Consider the following 17,807-nt stretch of genomic DNA (forward strand, 5'->3'; position numbering starts at 1 on the left):
GATGCGCGAACAGCAACAGCACACCTTCAGTACCCATGATGGCGTCGAGCTTTTCTATCGACACTGGCCGGCCACCGCCTCAACGGATGGCGAGCCCCGCCAAGCCATCGTGCTGTTCCATCGCGGCCACGAGCACTCGGGGCGCATCGCCCACCTGGTCGATGAACTGAACCTGCCGCAATTCGATTTCTTCGCCTGGGACGCCCGCGGCCATGGCCAGTCCCCCGGCGAGCGCGGTGACAGCCCCAGCTTCGCCACCAGCGCCCGGGACGTGCAGACCTTCTGCGACCATATCGGCGCCACGTATGGCATCGAGGAAGAAAACTTCGCGGTGATCGCGCAAAGCGTTGGCGCAGTGATCGCGGCCACCTGGGTGCACGATTACGCCCCCCGGATCCGTGCGCTGGTGCTCGCCTCCCCGGCGTTCAAGGTCAAGCTGTACGTGCCCTTCGCCCGCCCGGGCCTGGCGCTGATGCGCAAGTTTCGCGGCAACTTTTTCGTCAATAGCTACGTCAAGGCCAAGTTCCTCAGCCATGACCCGGAGCGTGTGGCGTCCTACGACAGCGACCCGCTGATCACCAAGGCGATTTCGGTAAATGTGCTGCTGGGCCTGTACGAAGCGGCCGACCGGGTGGTGGCCGATGCCCAGGCGATCCAGGTACCGACCCAATTGCTCGTCTCCGGCTCAGACTTCGTGGTGCACCGCAAACCCCAGCAGCAATTTTTCGACCGCCTCGGCAGCCTGAAAAAAGAGCTGCACATCCTTCCCGGGTTCTTCCACGACACCCTCGGCGAACGCGACCGCGCCGTGGCCGTGAGCAGCGCCCGGCGCTTTATCCTGCAGAATTTCGCACACCCGCTGGACCGCGCCTCGCTGCTGGACGCCGACAAACTGGGCGCCACCTGTGCCGAGTCCGAATCCCTCGCAGCACCCTTGCCGCGCAATTCCCTTCGCGACCTGTACTGGCGCATGACCCGCGCCAGCATGGGCCTGGGCAAGAACCTGTCGGACGGCGTGAAACTGGGCTTCGACACCGGTTTCGACTCCGGCAGTACCCTCGACTACGTGTACCGCAACACGCCCACCGGTAAAGGTGGGCTGGGGCGGATGATCGACACCAACTACCTCAACTCCATCGGCTGGCGCGGCATCCGCCAGCGCAAGCTGAACGTCGAAGAACTGCTGCGCCTGGCCATGGCCAAGCTGCGCGCGGATGATCGTGAAGTGCGTATCGTCGACATCGCCGCCGGCCACGGGCGTTACATCCTGGAAGCCTTGCAGGGCGTGTCGCCGCTGCCGGAGTCGATCCTGTTGCGTGACTACAGCGATATCAACGTGCGCGATGGCGGCGCGTTGATTCGTGAGAAAGGCCTGGGGGACATCGCACAGTTCGTCAAAGGCGATGCATTCGACCGCCTGGACTTGGCGGCACTGGAGCCCAAGCCGACGTTGGCCGTGGTGTCCGGGCTGTATGAGCTGTTTGCCGACAACGGCATGGTCGGCGGTTCGCTGGCCGGCCTGGCCGAAGCGGTCGAACCGGGGGGCTACCTGGTGTACACCGGCCAACCGTGGCATCCGCAGCTGGAACTGATCGCCCGCGCCCTCACCAGCCACCGCCAGGGCCAGGCCTGGGTGATGCGCCGACGCAGCCAGGCGGAAATGGATCAGTTGGTCGAAGCTGCGGGCTTTCGCAAAATCACCCAACGCGTGGATGAGTGGGGCATCTTCACCGTGTCCCTGGCGCAGAAGATCTGAGCATGCGCGAACCCGGTTTATTAAAGCCCGCGGTCTTATGGCTGCTGCTGTTGGCGCCGCTGTTCTTCAGCACCTATGGCTTTGCCACCTGGGTCACCAGCCAGCGCAGCGACGTGGGCACGCTGGTGTTCGGCTGGGAAACCCATATGCCGTTCTGGGCGTGGACCATCGTGCCCTACTGGTCCATTGACCTGCTCTACGGTTTTTCCCTGCTGCTGCCCAACACCCGCCACGAACTCAAGCAACATGCCCTGCGCCTGCTGAGCGCGCAGGTGATTGCGGTGAGCTGCTTCCTGATCTGGCCGCTGCGTTTCACTTTCGAACGGCCGGAACTGGATGGCGTGTTTGGCTGGCTGTTCGCCGTGTTGGCGGGCTTCGATAAGCCGTTCAACCAGGCACCGTCGCTGCATATCGCGTTGCTGGTGATCGTATGGGTCATGTTCCAACGCCACACCCAAGGCTTCTGGCGATGGCTGGTACATGGCTGGTTCGCGCTGATCGGTATTTCGGTACTGACCACTTACCAACATCACTTTGTCGACTTACCCACAGGTGCCCTCGCCGGGTGGCTATGTGTGTGGTTATGGCCGGTGGAACACCCAAGCCCGCTGCTGAACGCGCGGTTAACCCGGGATTCTAAGCGCTGGCGGCTGGGGGCGCGCTACGGGTTGGGCGCGCTGGCGCTGATCATCGTGGCGTTCAGCCTGGGCGGCGGGTGGCTGTGGCTACTGTGGCCGGCGGTCTCACTGGGCTTGGTCAAGGCGAACTATTTCGTACTGGGCGCGGCGGGCTTCCAGAAACGCGCCGATGGCCGGCTGACGCCCGCTGCGCGCTGGCTGTATGCGCCTTACCTGGCGGCCGCATGGGTCAATTCGCGGTGGTGGACACGCCAGCATCCACAGCCGGACCTGATTGTGGATAACGTTTGGCTTGGGCGGATTCCTACCTCTACAGAGCAGGATTCGTTCAGTGCTATCGTCGATCTCTGTGCCGAATTGCCGATTAATCCACAAGCGCGAGCGTATCAATGTATCCCCGTGCTGGATTTGATCGCGCCGACTTCAGCCGAATGCCGGCACGCGGCTGAGGCCATCGAACGCTTGCGCGCAAGCGGCCCGTTGCTGGTGTGTTGCGCGCTTGGCTACTCGCGCAGCGCCACCGCCGTGGCCGCCTGGCTGTTGCACAGCGGGCGCGCTGCAACGGTGGAGGATGCGCTGACTATCATTCGTTCAGCGCGGACCGACGTTGTCCTGCACCCCGCTCACCGTGAAGCATTGGAGGGTCTGCCCCATGCCTGCTGATATGGAACTCCAAGTGGTTGCCAGCCTGTTGCGCCGTGGTCGCGCGCTGGATCAGTTATCCACAGGCCTGACCGTGGCCGGCGTAATATTTGGCCTGGCGCAATTGCTGATGCCGAGCATCACGCCGATCTGCCTGCTGCTCAGCCTGTGGATGATTATCCTCGGGCTGCTGCAAAAGTACTGGGCGCTACGCGTGGCCTTCGATGCCGACCTGTTTGCCCTGCTGGCACGCGATATCGAGCGCACCGCAGACCTCGACCAGGCCCTGCAGACCCTCGGCCTGCAATCGCCCAAACGTGCCGGCCGGCCCTGGGCTGAACGGCGTCGCGGTGCGCTCAAACTGCTGCGCAAACAAGCCTGGCTGCTCGGTGCGCAAGCGCTGCTGACCCTGGGTGTGATCCTCGCCAGCCCTTGGCTGCCTTTTGCCGGATAAGGAATCCCCATGTTCGAACCTGTGGTTGCCACGCTGATAACCTCCATGGCTCGCACTGTCACCGGTGCTCGCAGCCTGTGGCTGGGTTGTGCGCCAGTGCCGGTGCAGCGCATCTACTTCGCCAACCACAGCAGCCACGGCGACTTCGTGCTGCTGTGGGCCTCGCTGCCGCAAAACCTGCGCAAATTCACGCGCCCGGTGGCCGGCAGCGATTACTGGAACAAAAGCGCGCTGCGTCGCTACATCATCAACCGCGTGTTCAACGGCGTGCTGATTGATCGCGAGCGCAAGGATCCTGTGGATAACCCCTTGCAGCCGATGCTCGCCGCACTGGAGGGTGGCGATTCGCTGATCATCTTCCCCGAAGGCACGCGCAATCTGGAGGACGGCTTGCTGCCGTTCAAGAGCGGTTTGTATCACTTGGCGAAAAGTTACCCACAGGCCGAACTGATCCCGGTGTGGATCGCCAACCTCAACCGGGTCATGCCCAAAGGCCGCGTCTTGCCGCTGCCGCTGCTGTGCACCACCAGCTTCGGCGCGCCGCTGCAACTGGAAGACGGTGAAGACAAGGCGCTGTTCCTCGCCCGTACCCGCGACGCCCTGCTCGCCCTCGCCCCGGAGCATTCCTGACATGGATAGCCAAACCCTGATGTTGTTCGGCGGGATCGGCGCGATCCTCGTGCTGGCCTCGCTGATCGGCCTGATCCTCAAACTGCGCACCCGTGGCACGCCGAATGCGGTGATCGACAACCTCAACGCGCGCATCAACGCCTGGTGGGTCATGGTGGTGGTGATCGGTATCGCCTTCTGGCTCGGCACCGGCGCGGTGATTCTGCTGTTCTACGCGGTGTCGTTCTACGCCCTGCGCGAATTCCTCACCCTCACCCCCACCCGCCGCAGCGACTACCCGGCGCTGGTGGCCGCGTTCTACCTGGCGCTACCGCTGCAATACCTGCTGATCTATTCCGATTGGTACGGGCTGTTCTCGATCTTCATCCCGGTGTACGTGTTTTTGCTGCTACCCATCCTCGCCTCGCTGGGCGGCGACAGCACGCACTTCCTGGAGCGCGCCTCCAAGGTGCAATGGGGCCTGATGATCGCGGTGTTCTGCGTGTCGTTCGTGCCGGCGCTGCTGACCCTGGACATCCCCGGCTACGAAGGGCGCAACCTGCTGCTCATCGCCTATCTGGTGATCGTGGTGCAGCTGTCGGACGTGCTGCAGTACGTGTGCGGCAAGCTGTTCGGCAAACACAAGATCGCGCCCAACCTGTCGCCCTCCAAAACCGTGGAAGGCTTTGTCGGCGGGATTTTGCTGTCATCGCTGATCGGCGCGGCGCTGTGGTGGACCACGCCGTTCAACCCGTGGCAGTCGTTTTTGATTGCACTGCTGATCAACCTGCTGGGGTTCGCCGGTGGGATTGTGATGTCGGCGATCAAGCGTGATCGGGGGGTTAAAGACTGGGGCCATATGATCGAAGGGCACGGCGGCATGCTGGATCGGCTGGATTCGGTGTGTTTTGCGGCGCCGATTTTCTTTCATCTGGTGCGGTACTGGTGGACCTAAGCTTCCTGAAACGTTAAAAGCCTGAATTCATTTGTAAGCCTATCGGCAAACAGAATCATGTATTTTGTTAGCTTACAGGCTTATTTTTTATATTTTTTGTACGCCTATAGGCTAATATTTATTCCTATATTGATAGCCTATAAGCTTACAAAGGTCTTTTATGATGAATAAATCCACCCTCTACAAGCTGCGCCTCTCTCAAGTAGAGCGCGCTATCGAACCTTTTAATGCCGTTAAAGGCGCCCCCGTACCGCCAGGCGGTTGGCTGCGGTCTATCAGAGAATCGTTAGGTCGCTCATTAAAAGTTCAAGCCGAAATGGCGGGCGTCTCTTCAGTCACCTTGACCAAGTCCGAGCGCTCCGAGGCTGAAGATCGAATATCGCTGGCACAGCTAAGAAAACTGGCGGCAGCACTGGACTGTGAACTCGTCTACGGCCTTGTCCCCAAAAAGCCTCTGCATGAAGTCATCCAAGACCGCGCCGAACTCATGGCCAAGCAAGAAATCCTAGGCGTCGCACATTCCATGAGCCTCGAAGATCAACGCCCCTCTGATGCCTTCATCGAACGTCAGATTGATGAACGGCGCAAAGAACTGCTCGACGGTTCGTGGACACGTCTATGGCAATAGAGCTGGAACTTAAACCAGGCCAAACCCCGCTCGACCCCGACGAAGTCGCTGGCCTAAAACCGAGACACATCGCCACCCAGGGCGAATTGGATGAGTGGGAGGCGCAAAACATCCTCAAAGCTTCACGTTGGGTAGCTCGGCAAAAAAAGCTGGATGTGCTGAACGATCATTTCTGCCGTGAACTCCACGTGAAAATGTTCGACGACACTTGGAAATGGGCCGGCACTTTCCGCAAATCCGATAAAAGTATTGGCTGTGACTGGACGCAGATTGCCGTCAACTTGCGTCAGTTGCTCGACGACATGGCTTATTGGCTGGAGCACAACGTCTTCCCGCCAGAAGAGGTTGCCGTGCGCTTTCATCATCGACTTGTTTGGCTACACGCCTTCCCAAATGGCAACGGTAGACATGCTCGCCTCATGACCGACTGCCTGCTGAGGCAATGTGGTCTTGCTCCCTTCTCCTGGGGGCGCGCTAACCTGATGACCGCGAACGAAGTCCGCCAACGCTACATCCAGGCGCTTCGCGCTGCCGACGCCAATGAATACGCTCCGCTGTTGGCGTTCGTGCGCAGTTGAAGCGCCGATTAAGGATGACGGGCAAAGTCTGAAACTACCGCTCCTACATCCCACGTCCCTTTCTTTCGCAGGACATTTCCGAGAGAATCCCAGCCGCTTGTGCCCTGCCTTTTTGATGACTAGTCTGCGTTCGTCACTGCCAATTCAGTGACCGGGTTTAGCAGCTCGAATGTACATTGGGCTACTTGGAGTTGTCGAAATGACCAAAGTAAAGTCCAACCCACCCCATCCATTCTTCATCACCCATCCCGAACTCAGCCTCGAGGATGCCCTGGCCTATGCCTCCGACCTGCTGCACTGCGCCGAGCAGTTACTCGACTCCCGACAGGCTGCCGGCCATCTGGTCGAGATGGCCAAGGTCATGGTGGACCGCTCGCTGGACTGCATGAATCCGCAATAACCCTGTACATTTATTCTGGTAGATGCCCCAGCGGCAACGCCCCTGGGGTTTTTACCGTCTGGATCGCGAAATTACTGCGAATGTCCCTCACCCCCGGCAGCTTCAATAAACTGCCGGTCATAAACCGCTCATACCCGCGCAGATCCGGCACCACCACCTGCAACAGAAAATCCGACTCCCCCGACACCAGGAACGCCGAGATCACTTCCGGTAATGCGCTCACCGCCTCGCGAAAGGCATTCGCTTCGGTGTCGTTATGCCGCTCCACCTTCACCCCCACGAACACCATCATGCCCAGCCCCACTTCATCGCGGTCGAGGGTGGCCTGGTAGCCGCGGATCACCCCGGCCTCTTCCAACAGGCGAACACGGCGCAGGCAGGGTGACGCCGACAGGCCGATTTCGTCGGCCAGTTGCACATTGCTCAGGCGACCATCTCGTTGCAGGGCTTCCAGAATTCTGCGGTCAAAAGCATCAAGTTTCAGATTTGGCATAAGTGAATGGCCGGATAGCTATTAAGTGGCAGATAGTGCCAAGACTAGACAATTTTATGGCTGATTACGCAAGCACCTGCCCTGCCTTCCCGCCCTAGAATTAGCCGAGAAATCAAAAGGGGGTGGGGATGAAAGAGCTCTGGTTGTTCTTCATGGCGCTGTCGGTGGCATACCTGCTGCCGGGGCCGGACATGATCCTGCTGCTGCAAACCGGCGCGCGCCAGGGCAAGGCCTTGGCGCTGACCACGGCGATCGGTTTGGGCATCGCCCGGGCATGCCATGTGGCATTGGCGGCCACGGGCCTGGCGACCTTGTTCAAGGTGGCACCCTGGACCTTCGATGTGGTGCGCCTGTGTGGCGCAGCGTACTTATTGTGGCTGGGTGTTCAGTGCCTGCGCGCGCCCATGTTGCCTACCCTTGATCCGGCACAGGGTATTCCCGCAACAAAGGCCTGGCGCACTGCGCTACAACGCGGCCTGCTGACCAACCTGCTCAACCCCAAGGCGCTGTTGTTCTGTTCGGTGTTGCTGCCGCAGTTCATCAACCCCCAAGGCGGCTCGGTGGCGGCGCAGTTCGCCTTGCTGGGCATGATCCTGGTGGGCGTGGGTTTTATCTTCGACTGCGGCTATGCCCTGGCCGGTGCGCGTATGGGCCAGTGGCTGGCGCGCAATCGCTCGGTACAGCGTATCCAGCAGTGGTTATTCGGCAGCCTTTTGATCGGTTTTGCGGTGCGTCTCACTTTTGTGCAACACGCCTAGCAATACAGCGTATCGACGACATCTTTTGTAGCAAAGACGCGTGTAAGATACGCCGCACTTAGCCAGGGATGCTCACCATGTTCGATTCGCTCAAAGCCATCAGCCGTCGTGTTGTCGGTGTGTTTCTGACCGTGGCGAGGGCCGTTTTCGGACAATGGCAGCCGCCGCAATGGCTGCGCGCCGTCGGCCGTGGCGTGGCGAACCTGGGGGGTAAAGCCCGTGCTTACCCGCGCCAGACCGGTGCCGGGGTGCTCGGCCTCGTGCTGCTCGCCGCTGCGGGGTTCTACGGCTGGCACTGGTATTCCAACCTGCCGAAGCCGCACACCGCGAGCTATTCACTGCATAAACCGAACCTGACCGACTACACCCAGCCAACCCCGGTTGTGGATAACTTGCAGGTGCGCTTCGCCGAATCCGTGGCTCCACTGGCGGCCATCGGCAAACCGGTGACCGAGGGCATTACCCTCAAACCCGAGGTTGCCGGCACCTGGCGCTGGGCGGATGACCGCAGCCTGTTGTTCGTGCCGGAAAAAGACTGGCCCATCGACGCCCATTACACCTTGGATCTGGCGAAGAAAAACCTGCTCGCCGACGGTGTATTGCTCGACCAATACAGCACGCAATTTTCCACCCAGCCGTTCCGCGCCACACTGGCGCAAAACGAGCTGTACCAAGACCCGTCCAATCCGACGCTGAAACAGCTAGTTGCAACCTTCCATTTTTCCCACCCGGTAGATGAAGACAACCTACGCAAACGCGTAACAGTAACCCTCGGAAAAGGCTTGGCGTACCGCGACGCCCAGTTGCCCAACCGTCCGGAAATCACCTTCGACGAGAAAAAACTCAACGCCTACGTACGCTCCGCCGCCCTGGCGACGCCGCTGGAAAGTACCCCGGTCAGCGCCAAACTCGATGAAGGCATCAAGGCGCGCGACGGTGGCAATGCCAGCACCGCGCCGTTGGTGGCGGAAGTTACCGTGCCCGGCCGCTATCGCCTGACCTTTACTGGCGCCGAAGTCAGCTTTGTGGACAACGAGCGCGGCGAGCCCGAGCCGGTGCTGATGTTCAGCAGCTCCAGCGCCGTGGCCGATGAGACCATCGCCGGTAAGGTGCAAGCCTGGCTGTTGCCGGAAAAAGCCCAGGACGACACCCGCCCCTATAACACCAACGAGATCGACGACGCCTTGCTGGCCCGCAGCACCAAGGTCACGCTGACCCACGTGCCCAGCGTCGAACCGCTGAACACCCTGCACGCCTTCAAATTCAAGGCGCCGGCCGGCCGCGCGCTGTATGTGCGCGTGCCCGCCAACCTGGAAGCCATCGGCGGATATCTGGCGAAGAATCCTACGGCGTCGCTGGTGAGCATGCCGGCGTATCCGCGCACGTTGCAGTTCTTGTCTGACGGAGCCTTGCTCAGCCTCAATGGCGAAAAACGCCTGGGCTTCATGGCCCGTGGTGTACCCGGCGCCCATGTGGAAATCGCCCGTCTGTTGCCCAACCAGTTGCAACATTTGGTGGACCAGAGCAGCGGCAGCTTTGCCCGGCCGAACTTCGGCAATGAATACTTCGATCGCATGGTTGAGCGTCAGACGTTGGACATCCCGCTGTCGTCCAACGACCCGGCCAAAACCGTCTACGACAACGTGGACCTGAGCCACTACCTCACCGCCAATGGCGGCCGTCGCGGTATTTTTGTGCTCAAGCTCAGCCCACAGGATGAACCGGCCGAGCGCACCTTCGACTACGATCGCAGCAGTACCAGCGACCTGCGGTTTATCGTGGTGACTGACCTGGGCATCATTGCCAAGCGCTCCAGCGACGGCAGCCATGATGTGTATGTGCAGTCCATCGGCAATGGTTCGCCGGTGGCCGACGCGCAGGTCGACATCATCGGCCGCAACGGCTTGCCGGTGAGCAGCGGCCACACCGACGGCGAGGGCCATGTGCATTTCGCCAAGCTGGACGAACTGCGCCGCGAGAAAACGCCGCTGATGTATGTGGTCAGCCGCGGCAATGACCAGTCGTTTCTGCCGATTGCCCGTCAGTCCCAGCAACTGGATTTGTCGCGCTTCGATGTAGGCGGTTTGGAAGAAGACGGCGCGATTGATCGCCTTAGTGCCTACCTGTTTACCGACCGTGGCCTGTACCGGCCCGGCGAAACCGCGCACTTGGGCATGATCGTGCGCAGCGGCAACTGGAAAGGCGCCTTGCAAGGCCTGCCTGTGGAGTTGCAAATCACCGACCCACGCGGCCTGGAAGTGATCCGCCAACCGCTGAAGCTGTCGGCCAGCGGTTTTGAGACCTTTGATTTCCCGAGCAGCGAAGTCAGCCCTGCCGGGGAATACACCGCAACCTTGCAACTGATTGGCCAGAAGCAGACCCGCACCGACCTGGGCAGTGTCAGCTTCAAGGTTCGCGACTTCGAGCCGGACCGTATGAAAGTCAGCCTGAGCCTGCACGACACACCGGTGCAGGGCTGGATTCCACCGGACCAGGTGGTGGCCAAAGTCACTGCGATGCACCTGTTCGGCGCCCCGGCCGCCGGCCGTCGCGTGACCGCGAAGATGGCCCTGAGCCCGACGCTCGCGGCTTTCGAGCGCTACCCCGATTACCGTTTCCGTCTCAATGACTCGCTGGAAGACGCCAGCACCGAAGATCTGGCCGAAACCACTGTCGACGATAACGGCCAGGCCGTGCTCGACCTCAACCTGCAACGTTTTGCCAACAGCACCTATCGCCTGCAAGTAATGACTCAGGTGTACGAGGCCGAAGGTGGGCGCAACGTGGCCGCGCAAAGTGCGGTGCTGGTGTCGTCCGCGCCCTACCTGGTGGGTGTGAAAAGTCAGGATTCGCTGTCGTACGTCGCCAAGGACGCCCCGCGCCAGGTGCACTGGCTCGCCGTCGCACCGGACCTCACACCGCTGGCGGTGGACGGCCTGACCAGCGAAGTGGTCGAACACCGATATGTGTCGGTGCTGGTGAAGCAATCCAACGGCACCTACAAGTACGAATCGCGCATCAAGAACATCAGCCAACCGGCCGCACCGCTGGTGATGACCAAAGAGGGCGCCAAGCAGAGCCTGAACACCGGCACGCCGGGGGATTTCACCCTGCAACTGAAGGACGCCAACGGCAACCTGCTCAACCAGATCGACTACAGCGTGGCCGGGCGCGGCAACACTTCGCGTTCGCTGGAACGCAACGCCGAGTTGCAACTGCGCCTGGATAAACGCAGCTACGCCACCGGTGATGAGATCGCCATCAGCATCCGCGCGCCGTATACCGGCGCGGGCCTGATCACCATCGAGCGCGACAAGGTCTACACCCAGCAGTGGTTCAAGGCCGACAGCACCAACAGCGTGCAACACATCCGCGTGCCGGCCGGGCTTGAGGGCAATGCCTATGTCAACGTGCAGTTCGTGCGCGACATCGGCTCGGCCGAGGTCTACATGAGCCCACTGTCCTACGGCGTGGTGCCGTTCAGCATCAACCTCGATGCGCGACGCATGGCGCTGAAGGTCGAAGGCCCGGCGAAAATCGAACCGGGGCAGACCCTGGATATCAAGGTCAACGCCGACCGGCCAGGCCGCGCCGTGGTGTACGCCGTGGACGAGGGCATCCTGCAAGTGGCGCGTTACCAGACACCGGACCCATTGGGATTCTTCTTCCAGAAACGTGCGTTGGAGGTGGGTACCAGTCAGATCCTTGACCTGATCCTGCCGGAATTCTCCCGCCTGCTCAGTGGGGCGGCGCCCGGTGGCGATACGGAAGGCGCACTGGCCAACCACCTCAACCCGTTCAAACGTAAACATCAACCGCCAGTGGCGTGGTGGTCCGGGCTGGTGGATTTGCCGGCCGGTGAAACCGTGCTGCATTACCAGGTGCCGGACAGCTTCAACGGCAAGTTGCACCTGTTTGCGGTGGCGGTGGATACCGACAGCGTGGGCGTCAGCGAGGCCACCACCGACGTGCGTGGGCCCATCGTGATCACGCCAAACGTACCGGCCTTCGTCGCACCGGGGGATGTGTTCAATGTCAGCGCCGGGGTGTTCAGTAACCTCGACGCGGCGGCGGATGTGAAGTTCGAAGTGCAGACCAGCGCCGGCCTTGTGGTGCAGGGTGACAAGGGCAGCACTCTGTCGCTGCAACCGCGCAAGGAAGGCACTGCCGAGTTCAAGATCAAGGTCGGCGACACCCTCGGCTCGGCGGACCTGCGATTTGTCGCGGTATTGCCGGGTGGCAAGCGCATCCAGGTGGCGGAAACCACCTCGATCCGCCCCCTGAGCGAACACCGCGTGGCGCTGAGCCTGGGCCGTTTCGACAGCGCCAGCAAAGAGCTTAAACCGACGCGTGAGCTGTTCAGTCAACTGCGCGACGTACAGTTGGGCGTGGCCGCTTCGCCGCTGGTATGGGCCAACGGCCTCAAGCACTACCTGGATGACTACGGCTACGCATGCACCGAGCAATTGGTGTCCAAGGCCATGCCGGCGTTGATCTGGGGCGGCACCGCACCCGAGGCCGAACAGGCCTTCGCCAGCGCGGTACGCATGCTGCGCCAACGCCAGAACCAGGCCGGCGGTTTCGGTTTGTGGGCGGCCAACCCGGATGTGGCGCCGTACGCCAGCCTGTACGCCACCGACTTCCTGATCGAAGCCAAGGAACGCGGGCTGCCGGTACCGGAAGACCTGCTGGTGCGCGCCAATACCTATCTGACCGACCTGGCCAACGGCCCGAGCGAAGGCTTATCGGAATTGCGCAACCGCGCCTACGCCAGTTACTTGCTGAGCCGTCAGGGGATTCTGGTAAGCGGCGCCTTGAGCGATATCCGCGAACGCTACGAAAGCTACTTCAAGGACAGTTGGCAGAACGACCTGGGCGCCGCTTACCTGGCCGCCAGTTACAAGCTGCTCAAGCAGGATCGCCAGGCCGATAGCCTGTTCCGCAAGATCCCTTGGCGTTCACTTTTGGATAAGTGGGACAGCGACGGTCTGTACTACGACCCGCTGGTGCACGACGCCGAACACTTGCACCTGTTGGCGCGCCACTTCCCTGAGCTGATGGACGACGTGCCCACGGCGCTGCTGGATAAACTCGGCAAGCGTCTCAACGAGCAACGCTACAACTCGCTGTCGGCGGCCTTGTTGCTGCGGGCCCTGGACAACTATGGCCAGCGTGCGCAAAGCGACATGACCCTCAAGGCCACCGCCTGGCTGGGCGACAAACAGCAACAACTGCTGGAAATGGCCGGCCAGCCGCCCCGCGCCTCCGTACCGGGCACTACGCAAAAGCTGGTGATGGAAAAGTCCGACGGCCCAGCGGCGTTCTACATGCTCAGCGAAGCCGGTTTCGATAAAGGCGCCAAGCTCAAGGCCATCAACAATGGCCTGGAGATCATCCACGAATACCTCGACCTCAAGGGCGAGCCGGTGAGCAAGGTCGCGGTGGGCGATGAGTTCCTGGTGCGCCTGCGTCTGCGCGCTACCGACCGTGATCAGGTGCAGCAAGTGGCGGTCGTCGACCTGCTGCCCGGTGGCGTCGAGCCTGTGTATAACTTACCGCCGGAGCCGGAACCGCAAGCCGCCAACAGCGAGGAAAGCGAAGGTGAAGGCGAGGAATCCGAGTACGTGGAAGCCAGCGACGAAGCAGCCGACACCTGGCAGGCGCCAATCGGTGAAACCGAGCTGAGCAACTGGCAGCCGGACTATGTGGATGTGCGTGATGACCGCGTCGTGTTGTACGGCACCGCACTGCGTGATGTAGGCACTTTCGTGTACCGCGTGCGCGCTACCAACGCAGGGACGTTCAATACGCCACCGGCCTACGCCGAAGGCATGTACGAAACCACCCTGCAAGGGCGCGGTAAAGTAGGCCAGCTTGAAATTACCAAGCCTTAAACGCCTGACGCCGCTGCTGGCAACAGCGGCGGTACTGGCGGGGCTGCGATTGTGGCCCCATGCGCCACTGGAACAGACCGTCACCTCCTCCAGGGTGGTGCTGGCTGACGACGGCTCACTGTTACGCATGACCCTCGCGGATGACGGCCAATACCGCCTGTGGCTACCGCTGGAGCGGATTTCGCCATCATTGGTCCAGGCGCTGTTGCTCAAGGAAGACCGCAATTTCTACTGGCACCCGGGGGTCAATCCTGCGGCGTTGCTGCGTGCGGCCATGGCCACTTACAGCGGCGGCCAACGCCAGGGCGGCTCGACCTTGAGCATGCAACTGGCGCGACGCCTGTGGGACCTGAACACCCGCCAGATCCCCGGCAAACTGCAGCAGATGGCGTTGGCGCTGTGGCTGGAGGCGCGCTACAGCAAGCACGACATCCTTGAGGCCTACCTGAACCTGGCACCCATGGGCGGCAATATCGAAGGCGCCGAGGCGGCCAGCCGCATCTACTTTGGCAAGTCGTCGGCGCAGTTGTCGTTGTCCGAGGCCCTGGCCCTGGCGGTGATTCCGCAACAGCCGGGACGGCGCGCGCGCTTCGGCCCCTCACTGCAAACCGCGCGGCTGCGCCTGATGAATGACTGGTGCGAGACTTATCCACAAGACCCGCGCAACGACAGTCTGCTGGACCTGCCGCTGGAGGCGCGCAACCGCCAGCAAATCCCGTTTCTGGCGCCGCACCTGAGCGAACAACTGCTGGCGTCCCAGGCCGGCAATGAATTGAACAGCACGCTTAACCTGCCCTTGCAGCAGTTGCTCGAACGGCTGATCACAGGTTTTGTTGCCGAGCGGCGCAGCACCGGGGTGGAAAACGCCACGGCGATTCTGGTCGACAGCCGCGACCAGAGCGTCAAGGCGCTGGTGGGCTCGGCCGATTACTTATCCACAGGCATCCACGGGCAGGTCAACGGCGTGCTGTCGCGACGGTCTCCAGGTTCAACGCTTAAACCGTTTCTGTACGGGTTGGCGCTGGACCAGGGGGTGATCCATCCCATGAGTATCCTCAAGGACTTGCCGAGTAACTTCGGCTACTTCCAGCCGGAAAATTTCGACGGCAGTTTTGTCGGGCCGCTGACAGCACGCGACGCATTGATCCGGAGTCGCAATATCCCGGCGGTGTGGCTGGCCAGCCAGGTTAAATCGCCTTCGCTGTATGGGTTGTTGCAACGGGCCGGTATCAAGGGAATGCGCGACGAAAGCCATTACGGCCTGGCCCTGGCGCTCGGCGGCGGCGAGATGACGCCGGAGGAGCTGGCGCGGCTGTATGTGATGCTGGCCGGCGACGGACACCTGCGGCCGTTGCGTTATCTACAGGAACAAACGCCCTCTACCGGCGCGCAACTGCTCACGCCCCAGGCGGCCTTTATGGTGCGCGACATGCTGCGCCGTAACCCGCGCCCGGATGGCCTGCCTGGCCGACATTGGCGCGTCGCATGGAAAACCGGCACCTCGTGGGGCTTTCACGATGCTTGGAGCGCGGGCCTGGTCGGCCCCTATGTGCTGGTGGTGTGGGTGGGTAATTTCGATGGCCGGCCGAATCCGGCCTTTATCGGCGCCAAGACCGCCGCGCCGCTGTTCTTCCGCATCGCCGACGCCCTGCCGCTGGCTTTACCCAACGTCGCCGTCAAAGCCGATAAACCGCCCGCCGGGCTGGTGCGCATCGACGTTTGCGCGGCCTCCGGCGAACTGCCCAACCGCTGGTGCCCGCAAACCCGCAAGACGTGGTACATCCCTGGCGTTTCACCGATTCGCGTGTCCAACCTGCACCGCCCGGTGCTGATCGACACCCGCACCGGCAAGGCGGCGTGCCCGCCGTTCGATGCGCAGTACACCCGCGAAGAAGTGTTCGAGTTCTGGCCCAGCGACGTACAACGTCTGTACCGCGCCGCCGGCCTGCCCCGCCGCACACCGCCCAACGTGATGAAAAATTGCCAGCCCAACCGCATCAGCGACCAGAGCGAAGCACCGCAAATCCGCTCACCGCTGACTCAGGTGAGCTACCAGCTACGCCTGTCCCAGCCCCAGGAAAGCATCCCGCTGAATGCCAACGCCGCCAGCGATGCGGCGACCCTGTACTGGTTCGCCGACCAGACATTGATCGGCCAGGGTCCGCCGCAAACCACGCTGAACTGGCGTCCAGGCAAGTCCGGGGAATATCGGTTGCGGGTCAGTGATGATCAGGGGCGCAGTGCGAGTCGGGGGCTGCGGGTGGAGTTTGTGCCGTGAGTGCGGCTCAGTAAAAGCGTCGGTGAAGATCCGGAAAGATCATCTGTGCAAACCAGACAGGGAGCCCAGGAAAGATTGAGCGCGACTTCGCCGACGGCGCTTCGACCACACCCATATCAATCAATTTCTTAAGCTGGTCGCTCGCCACACGGTCATGCAGGCCAGTGAAAATCTTGAAGTCCGCTCGAGCGATCTCTCCCTGGGTAAGCAAGATGTGGATTGCCTTGGCCATTTCTTGCTTCACTCCGGATTCCACGAACCGCCCTTCAAGCCCAATCACTTTTTCGAGCCGGCGGCGCAGATTTACAAGATCCATCGCCTGCTCTACGTACTCCATTTGGTCAATACAGACCTGAAGCATGAACTCTACAAATTCGAACAACCCGCCCTGAGTGAGTTGACCGCGACCGTCTAGATCGCCTCGACGAGGTTGATCGGCAGCACGCAGACGTCCGTAGTATTCGTCCTGTTTTCGTGCCAGCCCGCGGGAAAGCGACCAAAGAGGCGATGCGAGCCCAAGTCGCATCAGTTGCAAATGCGTCATCATGCGCACCACGCGTCCGTTGCCGTCTTCAAATGGGTGAACGAACGCAAGACGGTGATGGTAAGCGAGGGCGCTCAAAATTCGGGCGGCGAGATCGGATTGCCCACCGTATACCTGTTGTAGGCGGGTGAGCATAGAAGTAACAGACTCCCACGCAGGCGCAGCATGGGCGCCGACCAAGACATTGCGTTGTGCTACATCTCGCAGTTGGCCCGGTACGAGTAAGCGCCCGTCATTTAGTCCCAGTTCTTCGTCACTGGCGCCGGCAAAAAGGCGACGGTGAATAGCAGAAAGGCATTCAGGCGCAAAAAAAACACCCCAAGGCGCCTGAATAGATTTCGGTCGCCGCACCGTTCGCTCAAGCAGCTCCTGAACACCAATATGACTTTCGGCGAGCTCCCGCAACTCTTTGGTATCGCGCCTCGGCACTCGTGCAGAAAGCGTGGCAGGCTCGGTGTACTGGCCTTCAATCAAGTTGCTGTAATAGCTATTGGTGATTCGCATGAGGCCGCCAATTCGGGCGGCGGTGCTGGCGGGCAATAAACCAGTCAGTTTGCCTGCACGAAACGACAGCGTTTCTGCAGTACGTAAAATCGACGCAGGGAAACCAGGGGATGGCCAGGCAGGTTCCAGCCAGTGGTTTCCGGATATGAATTTCTGCGTCATCTGACTTACCTTTTTCCGATTTATTTTCGGATCTATTTTTCCCGTAAGTCCAATAGTAATGGGATGGATAGAAGGTTTTATACAACTTTCTTCTTTAGTTTTTTCCGATTTATTTTCTGATTTCCGGCTAGCCAACCAGCTCGAGATAAGCGGACTCCCCGCCCCCCGCCGCCCCCGACAACCAACCCCAGACAAAACTCAGGCGAGTACGCCCAGACTTATCCACAGCCACCGTGCCCCGCGACCAACCGGACAGCAGTTCACCGTCCAATGTCAGGCAATGAAAAAGCAGCTCGAGGGTATCGGCACCGGTTACGCGTCCGACTTGCGTGCCCAGGCGAATTCGACCGCCCTGGTAGGTACTGGAAATGGCGTCACCCTCGACAAGGTAATGAAACACCGTGCCGGCACCGGATAACCCGTGGGTATTGTTGGAGACCGCAAATCGGCGATTGTGCAAACGCTCGCCGAGTTGGGAAAAGGGAGGTGTCATCACTGTCGCGTCCTTGCGTGG

Annotated in this window: 14 protein-coding genes; 11 read left to right on the forward strand and 3 right to left on the reverse strand. The window is 61.1% G+C overall.

Annotated elements, in window-relative coordinates:
- Position 1: 1 nt before the first annotated feature.
- From V6M90_RS05965 to V6M90_RS06000, 8 genes are all read left to right on the forward strand, one after another.
- Positions 2-1,756, forward strand: coding sequence for a bifunctional alpha/beta hydrolase/class I SAM-dependent methyltransferase (locus V6M90_RS05965; protein WP_078826652.1), 1,755 nt, complete (start codon positions 2-4; stop codon positions 1,754-1,756).
- A gap of 2 nt (positions 1,757-1,758) precedes the next feature.
- Positions 1,759-3,057: a phosphatase PAP2/dual specificity phosphatase family protein gene (locus tag V6M90_RS05970; protein WP_003177040.1), complete on the forward strand. Its 1,299-nt coding sequence runs from the start codon at positions 1,759-1,761 to the stop codon at positions 3,055-3,057.
- A complete protein-coding gene (locus tag V6M90_RS05975) occupies positions 3,047-3,490 on the forward strand; it encodes a hypothetical protein (RefSeq protein ID WP_003177041.1) in 444 nt (147 codons plus the stop codon). Before V6M90_RS05970 ends, V6M90_RS05975 begins: the two co-directional genes overlap by 11 nt.
- Before the next feature lie 9 nt (positions 3,491-3,499).
- Positions 3,500-4,120 carry a lysophospholipid acyltransferase family protein gene (locus V6M90_RS05980; RefSeq protein ID WP_332846202.1) on the forward strand — a complete coding sequence of 207 codons (621 nt, stop codon included), beginning with the start codon at positions 3,500-3,502 and terminating at the stop codon, positions 4,118-4,120.
- Between the two features lies 1 nt (position 4,121).
- Complete coding sequence (locus tag V6M90_RS05985) at positions 4,122-5,054, forward strand: phosphatidate cytidylyltransferase (RefSeq protein WP_017528659.1); 933 nt, start codon at positions 4,122-4,124, stop codon at positions 5,052-5,054.
- A gap of 163 nt (positions 5,055-5,217) precedes the next feature.
- The gene (locus V6M90_RS05990; RefSeq protein ID WP_003177044.1) at positions 5,218-5,682 is read left to right on the forward strand and encodes a helix-turn-helix domain-containing protein; all 465 of its coding nucleotides are present in this window, start codon (positions 5,218-5,220) and stop codon (positions 5,680-5,682) included.
- On the forward strand, positions 5,673-6,260 hold the full coding sequence (locus tag V6M90_RS05995) for a mobile mystery protein B (protein WP_141062814.1): 588 nt from the start codon (positions 5,673-5,675) through the stop codon (positions 6,258-6,260). Before V6M90_RS05990 ends, V6M90_RS05995 begins: the two co-directional genes overlap by 10 nt.
- Positions 6,261-6,459: 199 nt before the next feature.
- Positions 6,460-6,660 carry a DUF3077 domain-containing protein gene (locus tag V6M90_RS06000; protein WP_003177046.1) on the forward strand — a complete coding sequence of 67 codons (201 nt, stop codon included), beginning with the start codon at positions 6,460-6,462 and terminating at the stop codon, positions 6,658-6,660.
- Between the two features lie 10 nt (positions 6,661-6,670).
- Here V6M90_RS06000 and V6M90_RS06005 read toward each other — a convergent pair whose 3' ends face one another.
- Entirely contained in the window at positions 6,671-7,144 is a 474-nt protein-coding gene (locus V6M90_RS06005; RefSeq protein ID WP_332846221.1) for an Lrp/AsnC family transcriptional regulator, read from the reverse strand.
- A gap of 137 nt (positions 7,145-7,281) precedes the next feature.
- On the opposite strand from V6M90_RS06005, the gene V6M90_RS06010 reads away from it, so the two are divergent.
- From V6M90_RS06010 to pbpC, 3 genes are all read left to right on the forward strand, one after another.
- On the forward strand, positions 7,282-7,911 hold the full coding sequence (locus V6M90_RS06010) for a LysE family translocator (protein ID WP_332846203.1): 630 nt from the start codon (positions 7,282-7,284) through the stop codon (positions 7,909-7,911).
- A 77-nt stretch (positions 7,912-7,988) separates the two neighbouring features.
- Complete coding sequence (locus tag V6M90_RS06015) at positions 7,989-13,805, forward strand: alpha-2-macroglobulin (RefSeq protein WP_332846204.1); 5,817 nt, start codon at positions 7,989-7,991, stop codon at positions 13,803-13,805.
- On the forward strand, positions 13,786-16,083 hold the full coding sequence (gene pbpC / locus V6M90_RS06020; protein WP_332846205.1) for a penicillin-binding protein 1C: 2,298 nt from the start codon (positions 13,786-13,788) through the stop codon (positions 16,081-16,083). Before V6M90_RS06015 ends, pbpC begins: the two co-directional genes overlap by 20 nt.
- Before the next feature lie 7 nt (positions 16,084-16,090).
- Here the strand turns inward: pbpC and V6M90_RS06025 are convergent, their stop codons facing one another.
- Together V6M90_RS06025 and V6M90_RS06030 are read right to left on the reverse strand one after the other, a co-directional pair.
- Entirely contained in the window at positions 16,091-17,293 is a 1,203-nt protein-coding gene (locus V6M90_RS06025) for a Fic family protein (RefSeq protein ID WP_157135748.1), read from the reverse strand.
- A 127-nt stretch (positions 17,294-17,420) separates the two neighbouring features.
- Positions 17,421-17,786, reverse strand: coding sequence for a hypothetical protein (locus V6M90_RS06030; protein WP_003177057.1), 366 nt, complete (start codon positions 17,784-17,786; stop codon positions 17,421-17,423).
- Between the last annotated feature and the right edge of the window lie 21 nt (positions 17,787-17,807).

The organism is Pseudomonas lactucae (assembly GCF_036688725.1).
GTDB lineage: Bacteria > Pseudomonadota > Gammaproteobacteria > Pseudomonadales > Pseudomonadaceae > Aquipseudomonas > Aquipseudomonas lactucae.